At 72.8% G+C, this 17770-nt stretch carries 22 protein-coding genes; 15 read left to right on the top strand and 7 right to left on the bottom strand.

From position 1 onward, the window contains the following. The first annotated feature begins 215 nt into the window (after positions 1-215). The 4 genes from ACIRF8_RS20090 (at position 216) to ACIRF8_RS20075 (ending at position 3294) form a co-directional block, all read left to right on the top strand. The gene (locus ACIRF8_RS20090; RefSeq protein ID WP_404216705.1) at positions 216-620 is read left to right on the top strand and encodes a hypothetical protein; all 405 of its coding nucleotides are present in this window, start codon (positions 216-218) and stop codon (positions 618-620) included. A gap of 304 nt (positions 621-924) precedes the next feature. Further along, positions 925-1443 (top strand): lytic polysaccharide monooxygenase auxiliary activity family 9 protein, encoded by a 519-nt coding sequence (locus ACIRF8_RS20085; protein WP_404216703.1) that lies wholly within the window; start codon positions 925-927, stop codon positions 1441-1443. A gap of 132 nt (positions 1444-1575) precedes the next feature. Beyond that, positions 1576-2301, top strand: coding sequence for a chitinase (locus ACIRF8_RS20080; RefSeq protein WP_404216701.1), 726 nt, complete (start codon positions 1576-1578; stop codon positions 2299-2301). 162 nt (positions 2302-2463) lie between these two features. Further along, entirely contained in the window at positions 2464-3294 is an 831-nt protein-coding gene (locus ACIRF8_RS20075) for a GNAT family N-acetyltransferase (protein ID WP_404216699.1), read from the top strand. A gap of 3 nt (positions 3295-3297) precedes the next feature. Here the strand turns inward: ACIRF8_RS20075 and ACIRF8_RS20070 are convergent, their stop codons facing one another. After that, positions 3298-4182, bottom strand: a complete 885-nt coding sequence (locus ACIRF8_RS20070) for a helix-turn-helix transcriptional regulator (RefSeq protein ID WP_404216697.1) — start codon at positions 4180-4182, stop codon at positions 3298-3300. A 147-nt stretch (positions 4183-4329) separates the two neighbouring features. Between ACIRF8_RS20070 and ACIRF8_RS20065 the strand changes: the two genes are divergently transcribed. From ACIRF8_RS20065 to ACIRF8_RS20055, 3 genes are all read left to right on the top strand, one after another. After that, entirely contained in the window at positions 4330-4653 is a 324-nt protein-coding gene (locus tag ACIRF8_RS20065) for a carboxymuconolactone decarboxylase family protein (RefSeq protein WP_404216695.1), read from the top strand. A gap of 31 nt (positions 4654-4684) precedes the next feature. Beyond that, the gene (locus ACIRF8_RS20060; protein ID WP_404216693.1) at positions 4685-5098 is read left to right on the top strand and encodes a cupin domain-containing protein; all 414 of its coding nucleotides are present in this window, start codon (positions 4685-4687) and stop codon (positions 5096-5098) included. Between the two features lie 65 nt (positions 5099-5163). After that, a complete protein-coding gene (locus tag ACIRF8_RS20055; RefSeq protein ID WP_404216691.1) occupies positions 5164-5538 on the top strand; it encodes a VOC family protein in 375 nt (124 codons plus the stop codon). Between the two features lie 23 nt (positions 5539-5561). Here ACIRF8_RS20055 and ACIRF8_RS20050 read toward each other — a convergent pair whose 3' ends face one another. Beyond that, a complete protein-coding gene (locus ACIRF8_RS20050) occupies positions 5562-5906 on the bottom strand; it encodes an ArsR family transcriptional regulator (protein ID WP_404216689.1) in 345 nt (114 codons plus the stop codon). Positions 5907-6036: 130 nt separating this feature from the next. On the opposite strand from ACIRF8_RS20050, the gene ACIRF8_RS20045 reads away from it, so the two are divergent. Beyond that, a complete protein-coding gene (locus tag ACIRF8_RS20045; RefSeq protein WP_404216687.1) occupies positions 6037-6738 on the top strand; it encodes an ANTAR domain-containing protein in 702 nt (233 codons plus the stop codon). Here ACIRF8_RS20045 and ACIRF8_RS20040 read toward each other — a convergent pair. Next, complete coding sequence (locus ACIRF8_RS20040; protein WP_404216685.1) at positions 6692-7720, bottom strand: aminoglycoside phosphotransferase family protein; 1029 nt, start codon at positions 7718-7720, stop codon at positions 6692-6694. The genes ACIRF8_RS20045 and ACIRF8_RS20040 overlap by 47 nt on opposite strands. An 82-nt stretch (positions 7721-7802) precedes the next feature. On the opposite strand from ACIRF8_RS20040, the gene ACIRF8_RS20035 reads away from it, so the two are divergent. Beyond that, complete coding sequence (locus ACIRF8_RS20035) at positions 7803-8273, top strand: MSMEG_6728 family protein (RefSeq protein WP_404216683.1); 471 nt, start codon at positions 7803-7805, stop codon at positions 8271-8273. 88 nt (positions 8274-8361) lie between these two features. Continuing rightward, on the top strand, positions 8362-10176 hold the full coding sequence (locus ACIRF8_RS20030; RefSeq protein WP_404216681.1) for an ABC transporter ATP-binding protein: 1815 nt from the start codon (positions 8362-8364) through the stop codon (positions 10174-10176). A 21-nt stretch (positions 10177-10197) separates the two neighbouring features. Here ACIRF8_RS20030 and ACIRF8_RS20025 read toward each other — a convergent pair whose 3' ends face one another. The 3 genes from ACIRF8_RS20025 to ACIRF8_RS20015 form a co-directional block, all read right to left on the bottom strand. After that, positions 10198-10506: a DUF5133 domain-containing protein gene (locus ACIRF8_RS20025; protein WP_404216679.1), complete on the bottom strand. Its 309-nt coding sequence runs from the start codon at positions 10504-10506 to the stop codon at positions 10198-10200. Between the two features lie 168 nt (positions 10507-10674). Next, positions 10675-11856, bottom strand: coding sequence for a PP2C family protein-serine/threonine phosphatase (locus ACIRF8_RS20020; RefSeq protein ID WP_404216677.1), 1182 nt, complete (start codon positions 11854-11856; stop codon positions 10675-10677). 134 nt (positions 11857-11990) lie between these two features. Then, complete coding sequence (locus tag ACIRF8_RS20015) at positions 11991-12995, bottom strand: Ppx/GppA family phosphatase (RefSeq protein ID WP_404216676.1); 1005 nt, start codon at positions 12993-12995, stop codon at positions 11991-11993. 194 nt (positions 12996-13189) lie between these two features. On the opposite strand from ACIRF8_RS20015, the gene ACIRF8_RS20010 reads away from it, so the two are divergent. From ACIRF8_RS20010 to ACIRF8_RS20000, 3 genes are all read left to right on the top strand, one after another. Next, entirely contained in the window at positions 13190-14071 is an 882-nt protein-coding gene (locus ACIRF8_RS20010) for an SDR family oxidoreductase (RefSeq protein ID WP_404216674.1), read from the top strand. 64 nt (positions 14072-14135) lie between these two features. Then, the gene (ligD, locus tag ACIRF8_RS20005; protein WP_404216672.1) at positions 14136-15047 is read left to right on the top strand and encodes a non-homologous end-joining DNA ligase; all 912 of its coding nucleotides are present in this window, start codon (positions 14136-14138) and stop codon (positions 15045-15047) included. 10 nt (positions 15048-15057) lie between these two features. Then, entirely contained in the window at positions 15058-15804 is a 747-nt protein-coding gene (locus ACIRF8_RS20000) for an Asp/Glu racemase (protein ID WP_404216670.1), read from the top strand. Here the strand turns inward: ACIRF8_RS20000 and ACIRF8_RS19995 are convergent. After that, on the bottom strand, positions 15749-16552 hold the full coding sequence (locus tag ACIRF8_RS19995; RefSeq protein ID WP_404216668.1) for a VOC family protein: 804 nt from the start codon (positions 16550-16552) through the stop codon (positions 15749-15751). The genes ACIRF8_RS20000 and ACIRF8_RS19995 overlap by 56 nt on opposite strands. A 335-nt stretch (positions 16553-16887) precedes the next feature. On the opposite strand from ACIRF8_RS19995, the gene ACIRF8_RS19990 reads away from it, so the two are divergent. Then, entirely contained in the window at positions 16888-17082 is a 195-nt protein-coding gene (locus tag ACIRF8_RS19990) for a hypothetical protein (protein WP_404216666.1), read from the top strand. 203 nt (positions 17083-17285) lie between these two features. Next, the gene (locus ACIRF8_RS19985; protein WP_404216664.1) at positions 17286-17612 is read left to right on the top strand and encodes a plasmid stabilization protein; all 327 of its coding nucleotides are present in this window, start codon (positions 17286-17288) and stop codon (positions 17610-17612) included. The last annotated feature ends 158 nt before the right edge of the window (positions 17613-17770 follow it).

Below are 17770 nucleotides of genomic sequence, written 5' to 3'. Positions count from 1 at the left end.
GACGCGCCCCGTCGGCACGGGGCGGTGCCCGGGGCGCCGACGGGGAACCACCGAACGGCCGTGTGCGCCGCCCCGTGCCTCAACCGCCGTCCCAGCGCCCCGTGCCCTCTCTCTGCGCGTGCTGTGCGCCCCCGTACGGAGGTTCGCCCCGGGCGGGCCCTGGTGATAACGCTGGAGAAGCAGGGTCGGCGGACGGGGTGATGAAAGGAATCGGCATGGCACCTCAGGCAGTGCTGGAGGCGGGGCGGCTGTCCGCCATAGCGAAGATTCTCGACCGGGCGGGCGGTCATCTCAGCGCCGCGGTCCACGACGACGCGGAGGCCTCCGGGATCACGTCGCTGCTCGCGTTCTCGCGGAGCGCGTCGTACGACGTGACGTGTGCGGTACGGCACGCGGTCACCGGTGAGATCGGCCTGGCGCAGGCGCACCTGGAGGCGGCCAGGACCGCCCCCGACCAGCACGCGGTGGTGGCGGCGGGGATGCCGAAACCATTGCCCACCGGGGTGCGCACCGCGCTGCAACTCCTGCGCGGCATCACGGGGTTCTTCAGCGCGGAGACCGAGGACGCCATCGTGCGCGCGCTGAGCATCGACGCCGGTGGGGGCCGGGCCATGGGCTGATCGGGCGCGGCCGGGCTCGGCCGGGTGAACAGGAAGACCTCCGTGTGGTGCGGTCGGGGGGGCCGCATCGCACGGAGGTCTTCGTCGTGTCCGGCTTCCCCGCACGCGTCTTGACAGGGGCACGACCGCTTGTATGGTCTAGTCCAAGCAGTAACGGCCGTTCCGCTTACGGGAGTTCGCCCTGTTCCAGGGCGGCATTCCCCTGTCCCTTCGCGCCTCTTGGCCCCACCCACGAGAGGCCGACCCGCTCTGCGCGCCCCCACGTATCGCGCCCCGCGGGAAGACCGTGAGTGAAGGAGTACGCATGCACGCCAGAAGGAAGACGGCTGCCCTCATCGGCGCCGCACTGGCCCCCGTCGTCGCCGTCAGCCTGCCCGCGGGACCGGCCGCCGCGCACGGCTACATCTCCACCCCGCCCAGCCGCCAGGCCCAGTGCGCGGCGGGCGCCGTGTCCTGCGGTGACATCACCTACGAACCGCAGAGCGTCGAGGGCCCCAAGGGGCTCACCAGTTGCAGTGGCGGCAACAGCCGGTTCGCCGAACTCGACGACGACTCCAAGGGCTGGATCGCCACGCCGGTCCAGCGCAGCACCGGTTTCCAGTGGAAGCTGACGGCTCAGCACGCCACCAGTACCTGGCAGTACTTCGTGGGCGGTCAGAAGATCGCCGAGTTCGACGACCACGGCGCGAAGCCCGGGGCCACGGTCACCCACCAGGTCGACTTCGGCTCGCTGACTGGCCGTCAGAAGGTGCTGGCCGTCTGGAACGTGGCGGACACCACGAACGCGTTCTACGCCTGCATCGACGTGAACGTCGGCGGCTGACACACGAAGCCGGGGGTCCGAGGGCCCCCGACCGGCGGCGCCGCGAGTCTTCCCCACGGCGCGCATGCGCGCATGCGCGGCACGGCTCGCGGCGCCGTACCCCCCACCTCCACACCCGATGGGAGCGCCTTCATGCGCCGTCGCATCCTCGCCCTGCTGACCGCCACCGCGTCAGCCGCCACCCTCGGCCTGCTCACCCTGGCCCCGCCCGCCTCCGCCGAGAAGGCCGACGCCCGGGCGGACTTCGTCGTCAGCCGGGCCCAGTTCGACCAGATGTTCCCGAGCCGGAACGCCTTCTACACGTACGACGGTCTGAACGCCGCCCTCGGCGCCTACCCGGAGTTCACCGGCACGGGCAGCGACACCGTCCGTAAGCAGGAGGCCGCCGCCTTCCTCGCCAACGTGAGCCACGAAACCGGCGGCCTCGTCCATGTCGTCGAGCAGAACACCGCCAACTACCCGCACTACTGCGACAGTTCACAGCCCTACGGCTGCCCCGCGGGCACCGACAAGTACTACGGGCGCGGGCCCATCCAGCTCAGTTGGAACTTCAATTACAAGGCCGCGGGCGACTCCCTCGGCATCGACCTCCTGCACCACCCCGACCTCGTGCAGAACGACGCGGCCGTCGCCTGGAAGACCGGCCTGTGGTACTGGAACACCCAGACCGGCCCCGGCACCATGACCCCGCACCGCGCGATGGTCGACGGCGCGGGCTTCGGCCAGACCATCCGCAGCATCAACGGCAGCCTGGAATGCGACGGCGGCAACCCGGCCCAGGTCCAGAGCCGTATCGACAACTACACGAAGTTCTCGCAGATCCTCGGTGTCGACCCGGGAACCGGCCTGAGCTGCTGACGCCCCTGCCCGCAAGCGGCGGCTCGGTACCCGCGGTTCCGAGTTCCCCTGTGGCGACGCCCGGTCGGCTGCGCCGCAGGGGGACGCGGAGGCGCCCGTCGCGCACCCGCCGCGCAATCCGGACACGGGGCGATTCCTCCGGGTGTGATGTGATCGAGCACTATGAGCGCGCAGCGGGGCCCCCATGACACGACCGACCTGGCGGCCCGGGCGGAGCGGAACCTCGCCGAGCACGCCGCCCATCTGCACCGCGGCCTCGACGGCGCGTCGGTCACCACCACCGACGACCTGCTGATCGCCGACAGCGGGCTCGACGACGACACCTTCAACATCGTCGCCGCCGCCCGCCTCACCCCCGACACCGCCGCGACCCGCATCGCCGAGACGCGCACGGCCCTGGCCGCCACCGGCCGCCCCTTCTCCTGGTGGGTGGGCCCGGCCTCGACACCGTCCGACCTGTGTGCCCGCCTCACGGACGCCGGCCTGCCCGCGACCGCGACCGAGACCGCCATGTGGGCCGGGCTGACCGACACCCTGCCCCAGCCCTACGTCGACGGCCTGGACGTCCACCCGGTGACCACGCCCGGACGGCTGGCCGACTACGCCGCCCTCCTCGCCGCGACCTGGGAACCGCCGTCCGCGACCGTCCGCCGCTTCCACGAACGCTCCGCGTCCCGGGCCCTGACCGCGGGCTGCCCGGCCCGCTACCTGGTCGGATACGCCGCGGGCCGCCCGGTCTGCACGGCCGAGGTCTTCCTGCACGCGGACGTCGCCGGGATCTACAACATCAGTACCCTGGCCGCCGACCGCCGCCGCGGCTACGGCGGCGCCATCACCCTCGCCGCCCTGCACACGGCCCGCCGCAACGGCCACCCCCTCGCCGTCCTCCAGGCATCGGCCGAGGGCGAACCCGTCTACCGCCGCCTCGGGTTCCGCCCCTTCGGCCGCTTCACCGAACACGCGATCGGCAAGGAGGCGGTGCGGCGCGGCTGACCCCTATGGAGCGGACCGACCGGCCGGGGCGGAGGCCGAGTCCCAGGGGGCCGACCAGGCGGCGAGGAGCTGGAGCTTGTCGTGGTCCGCGGTGTGCGGCGCGGCGCTGTAGGCGGTCAGGGTCAGACCGGGCTGGGCGGGCAGCTCCATCGCGTCGAAGTCGAGGAGGAGCTCGCCCACGACGGGATGCCGGAAGGCCTTGCGGCCGGTGTGGTGCAGACGCACGTCGTGCTTGGCCCACGCGGTGCGGAACGTGTCGCTGCGGGTGACGAGCTCCCCGATCAGCCCGGTCAGCTCGCTGTCGCCCGGCGCCCGCCCCGCCTCGGTGCGCAGCAGGGACACGGTGGTGTTCACGGACTCCTCCCAGTCGGGGAAGAAGTCACGACCGGCGGGGTCGAGGAACTGGAAGCGGGCGATGTTGACCGGGCGCCGCCCCTCGTCGTCGTGGAGCGGGCTGTACAGGGCGCGGCCGAGCCGGTTGGTGGCCAGGATGTCGAGGCGGCCGTTGCGGATGAAGGCAGGGGAGTCGGTCATGGAGCGCAGCACGCGCAGGACGCTCTCCGGCAGCGGGCCGCGCGGGCGCCTGCCGCGCCGGGCAGGTCGCTTGGCGGCGGCGCGGGCCAGGTCGTAGAGGTGGGCGCGCTCGGCGTCGTCGAGCTGGAGGGCGTTCGCGACGGCGTCGAGGACTTCCTCCGATGCCCCCGCGAGGTGACCGCGCTCCAGCCGGACGTAGTAGTCGATGCTGACACCGGCGAGCAGGGCGACCTCCTCACGGCGCAGACCCGGCACGCGCCGGTTTCCGCCGTAGGCGGGCAGCCCGGCCTGCCGGGGGGTGATCCTGGCGCGTCGGGAGGACAGGAACGCGCGGATGTCGCTCTCGGTGCTCACGCCTTCCAGGCTAGATCGGCAGCCGGACGGACGGCGTACCCGTGAGGGGTCCTGTCAATACCTGTAACAAGAGGCCCTTCTCGACGACGCTGACCCGCGTTTCCCTCGAAGGGTCCGACGATTCCCCGAGACCGGAGGAGAACCCCCGTGCCTGAACAGTCCGCACCGCGGGAGCTGGCCGAGATCGCGCCGAAGCTCGTCGACCTCACCGACGACGTCCTCTTCGGTGACGTGTGGGAGCGGCCCGGGCTCCGCCCGCGCGACCGCAGCCTGGTCACGGTCAGCGTGCTCGCCGCCCTCTACCGCACCGAGCAGCTCGACCACCACCTCGGCGTGGCCCTGGACAACGGGCTGAGCGTCGAGGAGCTGTCCGAAGCCATCACGCACCTCGCCTTCTACGCGGGCTGGCCCAACGCCATGACCGCGATCACCCGGCTCAAGAAGATCGCCGACGGGCGCGCCGCCGCCTGACCATCACCAGGAAGAGAGACAGGAAGCGCACATGAAGCACACCACTGCGACCCCCACGGTCAGGACCCCGGCCGACCGCTTCACCGGCGACGTCTACCTGAACCTGCTGGAAGCCCCCGCCGAACCGGCCCGCCTGGCCGTCGGCCTGGTCCGGTTCACGCCCGGCGCCCGGACCAACTGGCACTCCCACGCCAACGGCCAGACCCTCCACATCACCGACGGCGTCGGCCTCGTGGGCACCCGCGACGGCCACGTCGTCCGGGTCGCCGCCGGTGAGACCGTGAGCTGCCCGCCCGGCGAGGAGCACTGGCACGGCGCCACCGACACCACCTTCATGGCGCACCTCGCCATCGTCGTGGGCGACGGCGCCGGGGACGGCACCACCTGGCTCGAACCCCTCACCGACGAGCAGTACGCCGCCGCCCTCTCCGCCGCGACGGGCTGACCCGTCCGGGGGCCGGGGCCGATGGTGCGCGCGTAAGCGGGAGGGACAGGGGAAACCGTAGGGACATGACAGCAACGCTCGGTGGTTTTGTCCTCGGTACCCCCGACCCGCCCGCCCTGGCCGACTTCTACCGGGCCCTGCTGGGCTGGGAGGAGGTCGTACGCGCCCCGGAGTGGGTCCGGCTGCGCGCCCCCGAACAGGAGCGGCCCAGCCTGAGCTTCCAGCTCGAGACCGACCACACGCCCCCGGTGTGGCCGCAGGCGCCCGGCACCCAGCAGATGCAGGCGCACCTGGACCTCCAGGTGGAGGATCTGGACGCGGAGGTCGAGCGGGCCCGTGCCCTGGGCGCCACGCTGGAGGAGCATCAGCCGCAGCAGGACGTACGCATCCTGCGCGACCCGCACGGGCACCCGTTCTGCCTCTTCCTTCCCGGCGCCTGAGGGCCGCCCGCCCGGAGGTCCGCTCAGCCGTGCTCGGCGCCCTGGCGCTCGTCGGCGCGGTAGGCCTCGTCCTGCGCCAGCAGGGCCAGCAGGGAGGCGACGGTCAGCCCGGCCTCGGCCTCGGCGGGATGGCGCAGGGTCTTTCCCGGAGCGATCCGGTAGGTGTTGCCGCGCCCCTCACGCCTGTGCGAGAGGAAGCCGCTCCCCTCCAGATCCGAGATGATCTTCTGCACGGCTCGTTCCGTCAATCTGCAATGTGCGGCGATGTCACGGATACGTGCGTTCTGGTCGTCGGCGATGGCGGCCAGTACCCGCGCGTGATTGGTGATGAACGTCCATCCGACATGCGATTCCGGCACTCCACCCATGCCCGCAGAGTAGGCCCACCGATTCGTGCATCGAAACCCCTGAAACTCATTTCAGGTATCTCTTGACGTACGTCGCCGCGGAGCGGGAATCTGAGGCGGGACCCGCGAGGCTGCACCGAGGGAGACGGCCATGGCAGAGTCTGCACAGTCCGGGACCGGGCCGTCGACCACCGCCTGTGCCGAACCGGCCGTCGGCGACCGGCGACCGGGGCTGACGCTCTTTCACCACTGGGACGGCGAACGCCTGGTCATCAGCGTGCGCGGCGACCTCGACCTGCGCGAGGACCAGCGGCTCGACAGCGCCCTGCGCCCGCTCCTGCTCGCCTCGGACGGAAGCGTCGACCTGCGTCTGCACGACGTCGACCACTGCGACTGCTCCGCCGTCAACCTCCTGCTGGACGTCGACCCCGCGGCCACCAGCCCGCCCGCCGACCCCCCGGAAGGGGCGGAGACGGAGCTGAGCCGTGAGGTCGTCCAACTGCGCCGGGCGATGCGAAGCCGCGGCACCATCGACATGGCCCGGGGCATCCTGGTGGCGGCCTTCGGCCTCAGCCCGCAGGACGCCTGGTCGGCGCTGGTGGACGTCTCCCAGCGCACCAACATCAAGCTGCACCTCGTGGCGCGGCACCTGATCGACTCGACCACCGGCACGACCCCGCTGCCGCGGTCCGTGCAGAACCAGCTCTCCGCCGTGATCGCCCGGCGCGGCGACGGCGCCGACCCGGACCCGGCGCCGACGGCCGCCCCCGTCGAACCGGCCGAGGCGGACGGCCGGCCCGACCTCGCTACGGGCGCAGGGCCGGGACCGGCGCGAGCGTCGGCCAGCGGTTGAGCATGCGGTGGCGCAGTTCCGTACTGAGCCTGCCGAGAGCGCTCAGCGACGGGTGGCCGTCGGTCATCCGTCCGACGACACCGAGCCGGTGGACGAGACGTTGCCGGGCGGTCACCGTGCCCCACGTCCAGTCCTCGTCCGGGATCCGCGCCAGATGGTCGACGGTGCCGCGGTGGGCCCGCTCGACCAGCGCGTCCCCCCGGAGCAGCCAGCCCGCACAGGCGTCGGCGAGGTCACCGTGGAGTGCGGCGCCGGTCGCGGCGCGCCACGCCGCGCGGTACGCGCTCTCCGCCCGGTCCAGCAGCGGTGCGGGTGCCGACGTGACACACCAGCAGGTCGGGAAGCCGATGCGCAGATAGGCCAGTTCCATCAGGCCGCTGCCCAGTGAGGCCCCTTCGAAGTCGATGAACCTGACCCCGTCCGGGGTGTGCAGATCATTGCCGGGACACGGGTCCCCGTGCAGCAGGGCATGGCCCGCCGCCCGTCCGAGCCGGTCGACGAGGTCGTCGAGCTCCCCGCGGACGCCGGGCGGGGCCGCCACCCCGAGGACTCCGGCCAGCCCGAGGAAGGACGCGACGTCCGCCTCGTCAGGGCCCGACCAGCGCGGGAGCGCGCCGGCGTCCTCAGGGCGGGCGGCGGCATGCAGCCGGGCCAGCGCCGCCGCGTACCCGACGATCCAGTCCGCGGGCGGCGACCCCTCGTCCAGGTCCTCCAGGACCAGCACCCGGTTCCCCGGATCGGTGGCGAGCAGCGCGGGCACCACGGGCGCGTCGGACCGGGCGGCCAGCCGCAGTGCGGTCACTTCGCGGAGGTAGCGCTCCTCCGCGCCCGGGCTGTCGACGACGTGCTTCACCACCACCCGCCTCCCCGGCAGCTCGACGCGCCAGACGTGGGAGCGCGGGCTGCTGCTCAGCCGTCGGGAGCGCCCGGGGGAGCCGAACCGTGCACGCAGATCATCACCGAACGGCAGTCGCGGAGGCATGCGCTCATTCTCGCAGCCGCCCGCTCGGCCGACTGCCGTACGCGGTCGTATGGGGAGAGCCCCGCCGCGGTAGGCATCGGGTGTGCAGACCTTTCTCCCGTACCCCGACTTCCTCCGCACCGCCGCGGTCCTGGACCGCTCACGCCTGGGCAAGCAGCGGGTCGAGGCCCTCCAGGTGCTGCGCGGTCTGACCGTGCCCGGCTACGGCTGGCGGAACCACCCCGCGGTCCGCATGTGGATCGGCTACGAGGAGGCCCTGGTCCGTTACGGCCTCGACGTGTGCGCGACCTGGGTCGCCGAGGGGCGCGCCGACACCTGCGCGGCCACGCTCGTCACCGACTTCGCCCGGCACCGCCCAGGGGCCCCCGTACGCACCCAGGACCAGCTCGCCGACGACGGCGAACTGCCGCCCTGGCTGGGCGACCCCGCCTTCCACCTCAGCCACCGGTCGGCCCTGCTGCGCAAGGCACCGGAGATCTACGCGCCGCTCTTCCCCGACGAGCCCGACGACCTGCCCTACGTGTGGCCGGCCTCCGACCGGACCGCTGCCTGAGGCGCGGGAGCGAGGGCGCCGGAGCTGAATTTCGCCGAGCTTCGGGAAAGCGCTTTCCCGCACGGTTCCGATGCGGTGGGATCGGTGCATGCACCAACCGGCTATCGATCATCTGGACCACCGCTATCGCGGTGAGCATCCGATCCGCACCCTCGGCCACCTCTTCCGCCCCGACCGCCGCCGGCTCCTGCTGGCCGCGCTCCTCTTCGTCGTCAAGCACAGCCCGATCTGGCTGCTGCCGGTCATCACCGCCACCGTCCTCGACGTGGTCGTCCAGCACGGGGACCAGGCCGACCTGTGGCAAGCCACGGGCCTCCTCCTGTTCATCCTCGTGATCAACTACCCGCTGCACCAGTGGTACGTACGGCTGCTCGGCGGCAGCATCCGCCGGATGGGCACCACCCTGCGCTCGGCGCTCTGCCGCCGCATGCAGCAACTCTCCATCGGCTACCACGCCCGGGTCAGTTCCAGCGTCCTCCAGGCCAAGGTCGTACGGGACGTGGAGGCGGTGGAACAGATGGTGCAGCAGAGCTCCGACATGGGCCTGGGCGCCGTCACCACCCTCGTCGGCGGGCTCGTCATGATCGGCGTCCGTACGCCCGAGTTCCTGCCGGTGTTCCTCGTCGTCGTCCCCGCGGCCGGGTTCCTGGTGATGCGGCTGCGCGGGCGTCTGCGCAGCCACAACGAGGAGTTCCGCCGCGAGGTCGAACACCTCTCCTCACGCGTGGGCGAGATGACCACCCTCATCCCCATCACCCGCGCCCACGGCCTGGAACGCACCGCGCTCGGCCGCGTCGACGGTTCCCTGCGCCAGGTCTTCGCGGCCGGGCTGCGCCTCGACACCATGAACGGCCGCTTCAACTCGGCGGCCTGGGTCCTGCTCAACATCCTCGGCGTCTGCTGCCTGACCGGCTCGGCCCTGGTCGCCTACCACGGCTGGCTGGGCGTGTCGGCGGGCGACGTGGTCATGCTCAGCGCGTTCTTCACCGTGCTGACCGGCTCGGTGACGACGCTGCTCGGCCTCGCCCCGGTCATCAGCAAGGGGCTCGAGTCGGTGCGCTCGGCGGGCGAGGTGCTCCAGGCGCCGGACCTGGAGAGCAACGCGGGCAAGACCGTGCTGGAGCGGGTGACGGGCCGGATCGACTTCGAGGACGTCGGCTTCTCGTACGCCGGAGACGCCGGCACTCCGCAAGAGGCTCCGGGAAAGACCGCTGAGGACGCGGGAGGGCCCGCCGTCGCCGGGTTCACGCTCTCCGCGCGGCCGGGTGAGACCGTCGCCCTGGTCGGCGCGTCCGGTGCGGGCAAGTCGACGGTGCTGAATCTGCTCATCGGGTTCATCCGGCCGACGGCGGGGCGGATCCTCCTCGACGGCGTCGACATGGCCACGCTCGACCTGCGCAGCTACCGGCGGTTCCTGTCGGTGGTGCCGCAGGAGTCGATCCTCTTCGAGGGCAGCATCCGCGACAACGTCACGTACGGGCTCGGCGACACCGACGAGGAGACGCTGCTGCGGGCGCTGGGCGACGCCAACGCCCTGGAGTTCGTACGGCGGCTGCCGGACGGTCTGGACACGGTGGTCGGTGAGCGCGGCGCCCGGCTCTCCGGCGGGCAGAAGCAGCGCCTCGCCATCGCCCGCGCCCTGATCCGCGACCCCCGCGTCCTGGTCCTCGACGAGGCCACGTCGGCCCTCGACAACCACTCCGAGGCCCTCGTCAAGGAGGCCCTGGCCCGGCTCGTGCACGGCCGGACGGTCTTCGTGGTCGCGCACCGGCTCTCCACGATCCAGGGCGCCGACCGCATCGTGGTCATGGCCGACGGGCGGATCGCGGAGACCGGTACGCACGCCGAGCTCCTGGCCCGCGGCGGTGTCTACGCCGGGCTGCAGCCCGCCGCGACGGGCTGAGACGACCGGGGTTCTCCCGCGCTACGCGGCGGCCGGAAGGGCGACACGGTCCGCCTCGGCCGCCGCGTCCGACGCGGGCACCGGTAGGGACCTGACGGCGGCCGGGCGCGCCCGCGTGAGCGGCGCGGTCTCCCGGTCCAGGAGGAGGTCCGCCACCCGCAGCGCGTCCCCGACGCCGGTCGTGCCGGTCAGCACGCACAGCGTGTAGGCACTGTCCTCGCGAGCGCGGATCGTCTCGGGCGTCGAGCGGCTCTCGTCCCGGCCGACGGCCTCAAGGTGACGCGTCATCGCCCGACGCAGGTCGGAAGCCGTGGGAAGCAGCACGGTCATGTTCTTTGTTCTCCTTCGCCGATCCGTCCGGCCCCTGCGGTCGCGGAGCCTTCCTGACTACGGTCTGCCCTCTCCACGCCGCGTGTACCAGGACTTTGGTCCCGTTTTGCATATGCCGGACAACTAGCTGGATGTCCGCTACGGGCAGGGCCGGGGCGGGGACCGGGATCAGCGGGTCGTGGGGCGCCACTCGAACATGACGATCGTCGCGTCGTCGCGCAGCCGGTTGTCCTGCGCGTCGACGATGGAGTGGATGAGGCGGCGCAGCGTCTCCGGCGCCAGTTCGCCCGCGGCGGTGGCGCGGATGACGTAGTCGGCGAACCGGTCCAGGCCCAGCTCGTCGCCGTGCGGCGTCCGCGCCTCGGTGACCCCGTCCGTGTACATCAGGACCCGGTCCCCGGGCTCCAGATCCATCTCGTGCACGCGGCGCGCGGTGGGCGCGAGGGAGGCGGGCAGCCCCAGGGGCGGGTCGGCCTCGCGTGCCATCGCGTCGCGCATCAGGCGTTCGTCGCGGATGAGCAGCGGCGCGGGGTGACCGCAGTTGACCCAGCGCAGCCCGCCGGTGGCCAGGTCGAGCTGGCAGAGGATCGCGGTGCAGAACTGGTCGGGCAGCCACCGGGTCAGGGCCGTGTCGACGGACTCCACCAGTTCGGGCAGGTCGGCGCCGGTGCGCCGGGCGTTGCGGCAGGCGGCCAGGGACACCACCGTGGTCAGTCCTGAGGCCAGGTCGTGCCCCATGGCGTCCATGATCCCGGCGTGCAGCGTCGTCTCGGTCAGGGCGTGGTCGAAGGCGTCGCCGCCGACTTCGTAGGCCGGTTCCATGACGGCGGTCGAGACGGCGTGGGTCGTGCCGATGGTGCGGGGCGGCAGGTAGGCGCGCAGCATCTCCGCGGGCAGTTCCATGGGCCTCGTGCGGGCCCGGCGGACGTAGGTGTCCTTGTACGACCGTTTGGAGGTGATCATCATGGCGCACAGGTGGGCGAGTGTCCTGCCGCGCCGTAAGGAGACCGGGTCGAGGGAGGGGGAGTGCACGGCGAGCACGCCGATCCGTTCGGCCCCGTCCACCATCGGCAGCCACGCCGTCATGCCGCCCAGTTGCGACTCCTCCACGCGCAGGGACTCCGTGCGGTAGGTCCAGCCGGCCAGGGAGTCGTCGATGGGCAGGGTCGGCGTCACCTCGTTCAGCGGGGCGAGCTGGCGCTGCTGGAGATCGGCGAGGTAGACCACGGCGTTCTGGAGCCCCAGCGCCTTGGCGCACCTCTCCACCGCGGTGGGCAGGTCCAGCGGCGCGTTGTGGGGGTCGGCCAGGAACTCGCACAGGACACTGTCCGCGCTCTCGGGTGCCGCCACTTCATCACTCCTTGTCGGGCCGCACGGACGGCTGTCCGGGCAGTCTCGCACCGCGCCACGCGGCCCGCCTGCGCGGTCCTGCCGAACGGGTGGGGCTGGCCGGACCCTTGGTGCTCGCGTCCGGGGGTCGGCTCTCAGAGCGTCGGTGTCGCGATCCTCAGCGGCGCGCGGGCCGCCGCCGACCGCTCGCTCCGCCCGACGATCTCCGACCACCAGTCGGCGCCGTCCTCGATGTAGCGCAGGAGGACCCCTTCCCGCAGGGCCCACGGGCAGATCGTCACCGTCCTGACGCCGGTCAGCTTCATGACCGTGTGGCCCACGACGGCGCCGGCCAGGCTCTGTTCGGCCCGTGGTGGCGAGATCCCCGGGAGCCTGGCGCGTTCGGCGGCGGGCAGCGTCGCGAGCAGGTCGACGCAGTCGCGCAGATCGCGACGGGCCAGACGGCGGGCGACGAAGGGGCCCTCGCGTCCGTCGGCGGCACCGCCCAGGCGCGCCAGTTGCTGGAAGGTGCGGGAGGTCGCGGCGGATGTGCGCGGGTTCTCCCAGCGGATCCGGGCGGCGACGTCCCGCACCTGGTGGCGGACCTTGCGGCGCAGCGCCTGCACGCTCCGCGGCCCGGGCGGGTCCTGGCCGTCGGCGAACTCCCGGGTCAGCCGAGCGGCGCCGAGCGGCAGCGACGCCACGTAGTCGGGCAGGCGGCCCCGGCCGAAGGCCACTTCGAGGGAGCCGCCGCCGATGTCGAAGACGGCGAGCGACCCCGCCCGCCAGCCCATCCAGCGGCGCGCGCTGAGAAAGGTCAGTTCGGCCTCCAACTCGCCCGGCAGCAAGCACAGTTGGAGGCCGCAACGGGTGCGGACGGCTCGCAGCACCTCCGGCCGGTTGGGCGCGTGGCGGACCGTCGCCGTGGCGATGGCCAGTGGGTCGGCGGCCCCCCACCGCCGGGCCGTGACGACCGCCGCGGCGAGCGCCGCCGTCAGCCGCCCCACGGTCTCCTCCGCGATACGTCCCTCGGCGTCGACCCGTTCGGCCAGGCGCAGCCCCCACTTGGCGGTGTGCACGGGCAGCGGCACGCCCTCCTCGGCGTCGGCGATCACCAGCCGGACCGTGTTCGAGCCCACGTCCACCACGCTCAGTCGCATGCGGTGCGGGTACCCGCGAAACGCCCGCCGATCCGGTTCCACAGGTGTGGAGGCGCCGTCCACGGGACACCCGGTGCGTCGAGGATTTGCGTTCGCGCAGCCCGGTGGCGGCGAGCAGAGTGGGCCGTACCGGCTCCGGGAGCGCGGAGCACGCCGAAGCACATCGAACCGTGGAAAGGAAAGGAACAGCGACGATGGGTGGCACCCCGCAGGACCCCACGACGAAGCACCCCCAGCCGGAGTTCGACCAGCAGGACCAGCGGCACCCCGGCTGGAGCGGCCCGATGGACCCGCCGCCGGACCACGGCGAGGAGTCCTACCGGGGCAACGGACTGCTGCGCGACCGGGCGGCGCTCATCACCGGCGGCGACTCCGGTATCGGCCGCGCCGTCGCCCTGGCCTACGCCCGCGAGGGCGCGGACGTCCTCTTCGCCCACCTGCCCGAGGAGGCGGAGGACGCCCGGGAGACGGTCCGCCTCGTCGAGGAAGCGGGCCGCCGCGCGGTGGCCGTCCCGTGCGACATCCGCGAGGAGGAGCAGTGCCGGCGGCTCGTGGAGCGGGCCGTGACGGAGTTCGGCCGCATCGACGTGCTGGTCAACAACGCGGCGTACCAGATGTCCCAGCCGAAGGGCATCGAGGACATCTCCACCGAGCAGTTCGACCGCGTCGTCCGCACGAACCTGTACGGCATGTTCTGGCTGTGCAAGATGGCCGTACCGCACATCCCGTCCGGCGGCTCCATCATCAACACCACCTCGGTGCAGGCCTTCAAGCCCAGCCCCCACCTGCTGGACTACGCCACGACCAAGGGCGCCATCGTCACCTTCACGCAGGGCCTCGCCCAGATGCTGGTCGACAAGGGCATCCGGGTCAACGCCGTCGCCCCGGGGCCGGTGTGGACCCCGCTGATCCCGGCGACGCTCCCGGACACCAAGGAGTTCGGCAAGCAGGCCCCGATGGGCCGGCCGGCCCAGCCCGCCGAGATGGCGCCCGCGTACGTCTTCCTGGCGTCGGAGCACGCGAGCTTCATCACCGCGGAGATCATGAACGCCACCGGCGGCACACCGCTGCCGTAGCGGGCGGGGGGAACGAGGAGAGGCGAAGGCGAGGCGGAGGCATCGGCGGAAAGGAGGCGGTGACGTGAGCCATGACGTCGAACTGCGGATCGGGCGGCGCACGATCCCGGTGAAGCGGCCCGACAAGGAACTGTTCCCGCAGGACGGCCTCACCAAGGCCGACCTGGTCGAGCACTACCGGCGGGTCGCGCCCCGCATGCTGCCCGAGCTGCGCGGCAGGCCCCTGATGCTGGAGCGGATGCCGGACGGCATCGACAAGCAGCGCTTCTACCAGAAGGAGGTCTCGGACTACTTCCCCGACTGGGTCCATCGCGCGACGGTGGCCAAGGAGGGCGGCGAGGTGACGCACGTGGTCTGCGACGACGCCGCGACCCTGGCCTATCTGGCGGGGCAGGCGTGCATCACGCCGCACCGCTGGCTCAGCCGTGCGGACCGGCCGCGCCACCCCGACCGCCTGGTCTTCGACCTCGACCCGCCCGCCGACGACTTCGAGCCGGTCCGCGGTGCGGCACACCACCTGCGCGAACTGCTCGACGAACTGGACCTCGCCTCGGGCCTGATGACGACCGGCTCCCGCGGCCTGCACGTCGTCGTCCCGCTGAACCGGCGCGACGACGCCGACGACGTCCTCGCGTTCGCCCGCGCCGCGGCGGACACGCTGGCCGCGCGGTACCCGCGGGAGCTGACGACCGAGCCGCGCAAGGACGCCCGCAAGGGGCGGCTGTACCTGGACGTCGCGCGCAACGGCTACGCGCAGACCGTGGTCGCCCCCTTCGCCGTGCGGTCCAGGGCCGGCGCGCCCGTGGCCGTGCCGCTGGACTGGGACGAACTCGACACGCCGGGGCTGAGCGCCCGCCGCTGGACGGTCACCGACCTCGGCGACCGCCTGGAGAAGGACCCCTGGGAAGGGCTCGCGCGCCGGGGCAGGAGCCTGAGCGCGGCGAGCAGACGCCTGCGGGACCTGGATCCGGACTGAGGCCCGCCACATGGGTCCCGCTCGACACGTCGCCGTGGTCGCCTCGTACGACTTCACCCGCCGGGAGGAACTGGCCCGCTGGTTCCCACCGCACGTGCGCTGGACGATGGCGTACACCGACGAGGTCACGTACCGCGACAATCTGGAGCTCGTCTCCCGGCTCGGCCGGGCGGGTCTGCTGGCGGAGCCGGTCCGCGAACTCGTCGCGGGCGGCGCGGAAACCGTGGCCTACCTCTGCACGGCGTGCAGCTTCGTCGACGGCGTGGCGGGCGAGCGGGCGCTGCGGGCGGCGATGCGGACGTACGGCGCGCGGCGGGCGCTGACGACGAGTGGCGCGATCACCGACGCGCTCCGTGCCGTGGGCGCCCGCCGCGTCGCCGTCGTCCACCCGTACCAGGAGCCGGTGGACCACCTGTTGGCCGCCTACCTCACGGACCGCGGCTTCGACGTGGTGGCGCTCACCTCGCTGGGCCTGGACACCGTCGAGGACGTGTACGCGATCACGGACGAGCGGGTGGTGGACGCGGTGACGAGGGGGGACGATCCCCGGGCGGACGCCGTGCTCGTCAGTTGCACCGCGCTGCCCACCTACGACGCTCTGCCGCGCCTGGAACAACGCCTCGGCAAGCCCGTGATCGGTGCGAACCAGGCCACTGCCTGGGCACTGCTGGGCGCGGTCGGCGAACAAGGCTCGCCGTCCCTCACCTGGCCGTCCCGTCGGAGTTCACGGCGAAGCGCGCCCCGTCGGGATCGCTGAGGAACGCCTCCGTCGAGCCGTTGCCGCCCGGCAGGACCGCGCCGCCGTGGGCGACCGCGGCCTCGGCGCACGCCGCCACGTCGGCCACCGAGAAGTGGACCTGCCAGCGCGGCCGGATCGCGGGGTCGGGCGCGGCCTCCACCGCCCCCGAATGGATACGGGCCACGACCTCGCCCCGGCTGCGCAGCACGACCTCCTCGTCCTCGTACCGGACGTCACAGGCCCCGGGGGCGCCGGACGCCCAGCCGAGGACCTCCGCGTAGAAGATGGCCGCGTCGAACGCGTTCCGCGTGTGGAGCGCCACGAAGGCCGGTGCCGCGCGCCGCCATGCCTCCCAGTCGGCCACCAGCGCACCCTCCCAGATCCCGAAGACGGCCCCGTCCCGGTCCGCGAGCAGGGCCGCCCGGCCGGGCGGGAAGGAGAGGGGCCCCACGGCGGTCGTGCCGCCGCGCTCGTGGCTGCGCGCGACGGTCTCGTCGGCGCTGGACGCGGCGAAGAACGGCGTCCAGGCGACCGCCGTCTGCCCGATGCTCTTCGCCTCGGACACCCCCGCCACCGGCACCCCGTTCACACTCGCGAATCGGTACTGGTCGCCCATCGAGCCGGTGTGCCATTCCCACCCCAGTACGGCGTGGTAAAACCTCTCGGCAGTCCGTAGATCGAACGTGGACAGGCTCACCCAGCAGGGCGCGCCCAACACCGACCTGCTGGCGCGCTCCTCACTTGCGGGTGCTTCGTAGCTGCTCATTTGCGTACCGTTCTGAGGTCGATGGAGGCCCCCGCCCGTTCGGGGCTACCGGCGCCCGGCCCGAGACCGGAAGGCGACCGGCGGTCCGCGATCCGGGAAAGAGCGCGTGACCTCCAACGAACGACCGGCCCCCTGGGTACGTCGCCTTCACTCTCGTGGCTGCTCGAACCACGTCCATTAGACCCGGCCACTTCCCCTCCCGCCTCCTCACCGCGGCCCGGGGGAGCAGCGGGCCCCGCTCGACAGGACCACGGGTCCGCCCCGTGCCAGCATGGAAGGCGCAACCGTGCCCGGTCCGCGGACGGAGCACCGCACGACGCGAGGGAGCGATGGCCATGTCGAACCCGCAACAGCCCGAACAGCGGCGCAGTGACCAGGGCGGCGCGACGCCCCAGGACAGCGCCGAACTCAAGGCCCGACAGCCGGGGACGCCCGAGGGCGGGACCCGTGCCCACGGGACGGACAAGGGCGGCAAGGGCGGCGGCCGCGGCGGCGGGACCCCGCCCGAACAGCGCCCCGACCACCCGTAGCGCACGCCTCTCCCCGGATCACCACCGGGCGGCCCGGTGGTGGCCGCTCATCCGTTCGGTCGCCGCCTGCTCGCACACCGCGCGCCATCCGCGTCAGATGGGAACGCTCCCGGCCGGGTCGAAACCCCGCCGGAGGGTACGCGGAAGGTGATCGCTCAGCAGGCGCGGCCGAGCCGGCCGCCCCGGTCCGGAAGGAGAACGGCATGCCCCAGGGTTCCAACGCGAAGCGCGAGCGCCAGTACGAGCACATCAAGGAGGGCGCGGAGAAGCGCGGCACCTCCGAGGGCCGTGCGAAGGAGATCGCGGCGCGCACCGTGAACAAGGAGCGGGCCCGCTCCGGCGAGTCCAAGACGGCGAGCAAGACCTCCACACGCGACAAGAAGTCCGCTCCGCAGCGCGGTGGCGAGCGGTCCCACAGCGGTTCCCAGGGACCGACCAGGGACCAGCTCTACGCGGAGGCCAAGAAGCGCAACATCGAGGGCCGCTCGTCGATGAACAAGCAGGAGCTGGCCAAGGCCGTCGGCCGCTGACGAAGCGGCTCACGCGCACACACGACGAACCGGGCCCGGGCGGGGGGGGGGGGGCCCCCCCCGCCCGGCCCCCGGCGGGGGGGCGCCCCCCCCCCCGGGGGGGGGCCCCCGCCCCCCCCCCGGGGCCGGCCCGCCGCGCACCCCAACGGGGGCGGCCC

Origin of the sequence: Streptomyces sp. NPDC102406 (genome assembly GCF_044765725.1) — a bacterium.
GTDB lineage: Bacteria > Actinomycetota > Actinomycetes > Streptomycetales > Streptomycetaceae > Streptomyces.
Note: the sequence above shows the minus strand (reverse complement) of the source record. Positions and strands in the feature narration are given on the sequence as shown.

What these genes read in the sequence shown, in the direction of transcription:
- ACIRF8_RS20090 (WP_404216705.1), top strand. Translation starts at nt 216, where the DNA reads ATGGCACCTCAGGCAGTGCTGGAGGCGGGGCGGCTGTCCGCCATAGCG.
- ACIRF8_RS20085 (WP_404216703.1), top strand. Translation starts at nt 925, where the DNA reads ATGCACGCCAGAAGGAAGACGGCTGCCCTCATCGGCGCCGCACTGGCC.
- ACIRF8_RS20080 (WP_404216701.1), top strand. Translation starts at nt 1,576, where the DNA reads ATGCGCCGTCGCATCCTCGCCCTGCTGACCGCCACCGCGTCAGCCGCC.
- ACIRF8_RS20075 (WP_404216699.1), top strand. Translation starts at nt 2,464, where the DNA reads ATGAGCGCGCAGCGGGGCCCCCATGACACGACCGACCTGGCGGCCCGG.
- ACIRF8_RS20060 (WP_404216693.1), top strand. Translation starts at nt 4,685, where the DNA reads ATGAAGCACACCACTGCGACCCCCACGGTCAGGACCCCGGCCGACCGC.
- ACIRF8_RS20055 (WP_404216691.1), top strand. Translation starts at nt 5,164, where the DNA reads ATGACAGCAACGCTCGGTGGTTTTGTCCTCGGTACCCCCGACCCGCCC.
- ACIRF8_RS20050 (WP_404216689.1), bottom strand. Translation starts at nt 5,906, where the DNA reads ATGGGTGGAGTGCCGGAATCGCATGTCGGATGGACGTTCATCACCAAT.
- ACIRF8_RS20045 (WP_404216687.1), top strand. Translation starts at nt 6,037, where the DNA reads ATGGCAGAGTCTGCACAGTCCGGGACCGGGCCGTCGACCACCGCCTGT.
- ACIRF8_RS20040 (WP_404216685.1), bottom strand. Translation starts at nt 7,720, where the DNA reads ATGCCTCCGCGACTGCCGTTCGGTGATGATCTGCGTGCACGGTTCGGC.
- ACIRF8_RS20030 (WP_404216681.1), top strand. Translation starts at nt 8,362, where the DNA reads ATGCACCAACCGGCTATCGATCATCTGGACCACCGCTATCGCGGTGAG.
- ACIRF8_RS20025 (WP_404216679.1), bottom strand. Translation starts at nt 10,506, where the DNA reads ATGACCGTGCTGCTTCCCACGGCTTCCGACCTGCGTCGGGCGATGACG.
- ACIRF8_RS20015 (WP_404216676.1), bottom strand. Translation starts at nt 12,995, where the DNA reads ATGCGACTGAGCGTGGTGGACGTGGGCTCGAACACGGTCCGGCTGGTG.
- ACIRF8_RS20010 (WP_404216674.1), top strand. Translation starts at nt 13,190, where the DNA reads ATGGGTGGCACCCCGCAGGACCCCACGACGAAGCACCCCCAGCCGGAG.
- ACIRF8_RS20000 (WP_404216670.1), top strand. Translation starts at nt 15,058, where the DNA reads ATGGGTCCCGCTCGACACGTCGCCGTGGTCGCCTCGTACGACTTCACC.
- ACIRF8_RS19995 (WP_404216668.1), bottom strand. Translation starts at nt 16,552, where the DNA reads ATGAGCAGCTACGAAGCACCCGCAAGTGAGGAGCGCGCCAGCAGGTCG.
- ACIRF8_RS19990 (WP_404216666.1), top strand. Translation starts at nt 16,888, where the DNA reads ATGTCGAACCCGCAACAGCCCGAACAGCGGCGCAGTGACCAGGGCGGC.
- ACIRF8_RS19985 (WP_404216664.1), top strand. Translation starts at nt 17,286, where the DNA reads ATGCCCCAGGGTTCCAACGCGAAGCGCGAGCGCCAGTACGAGCACATC.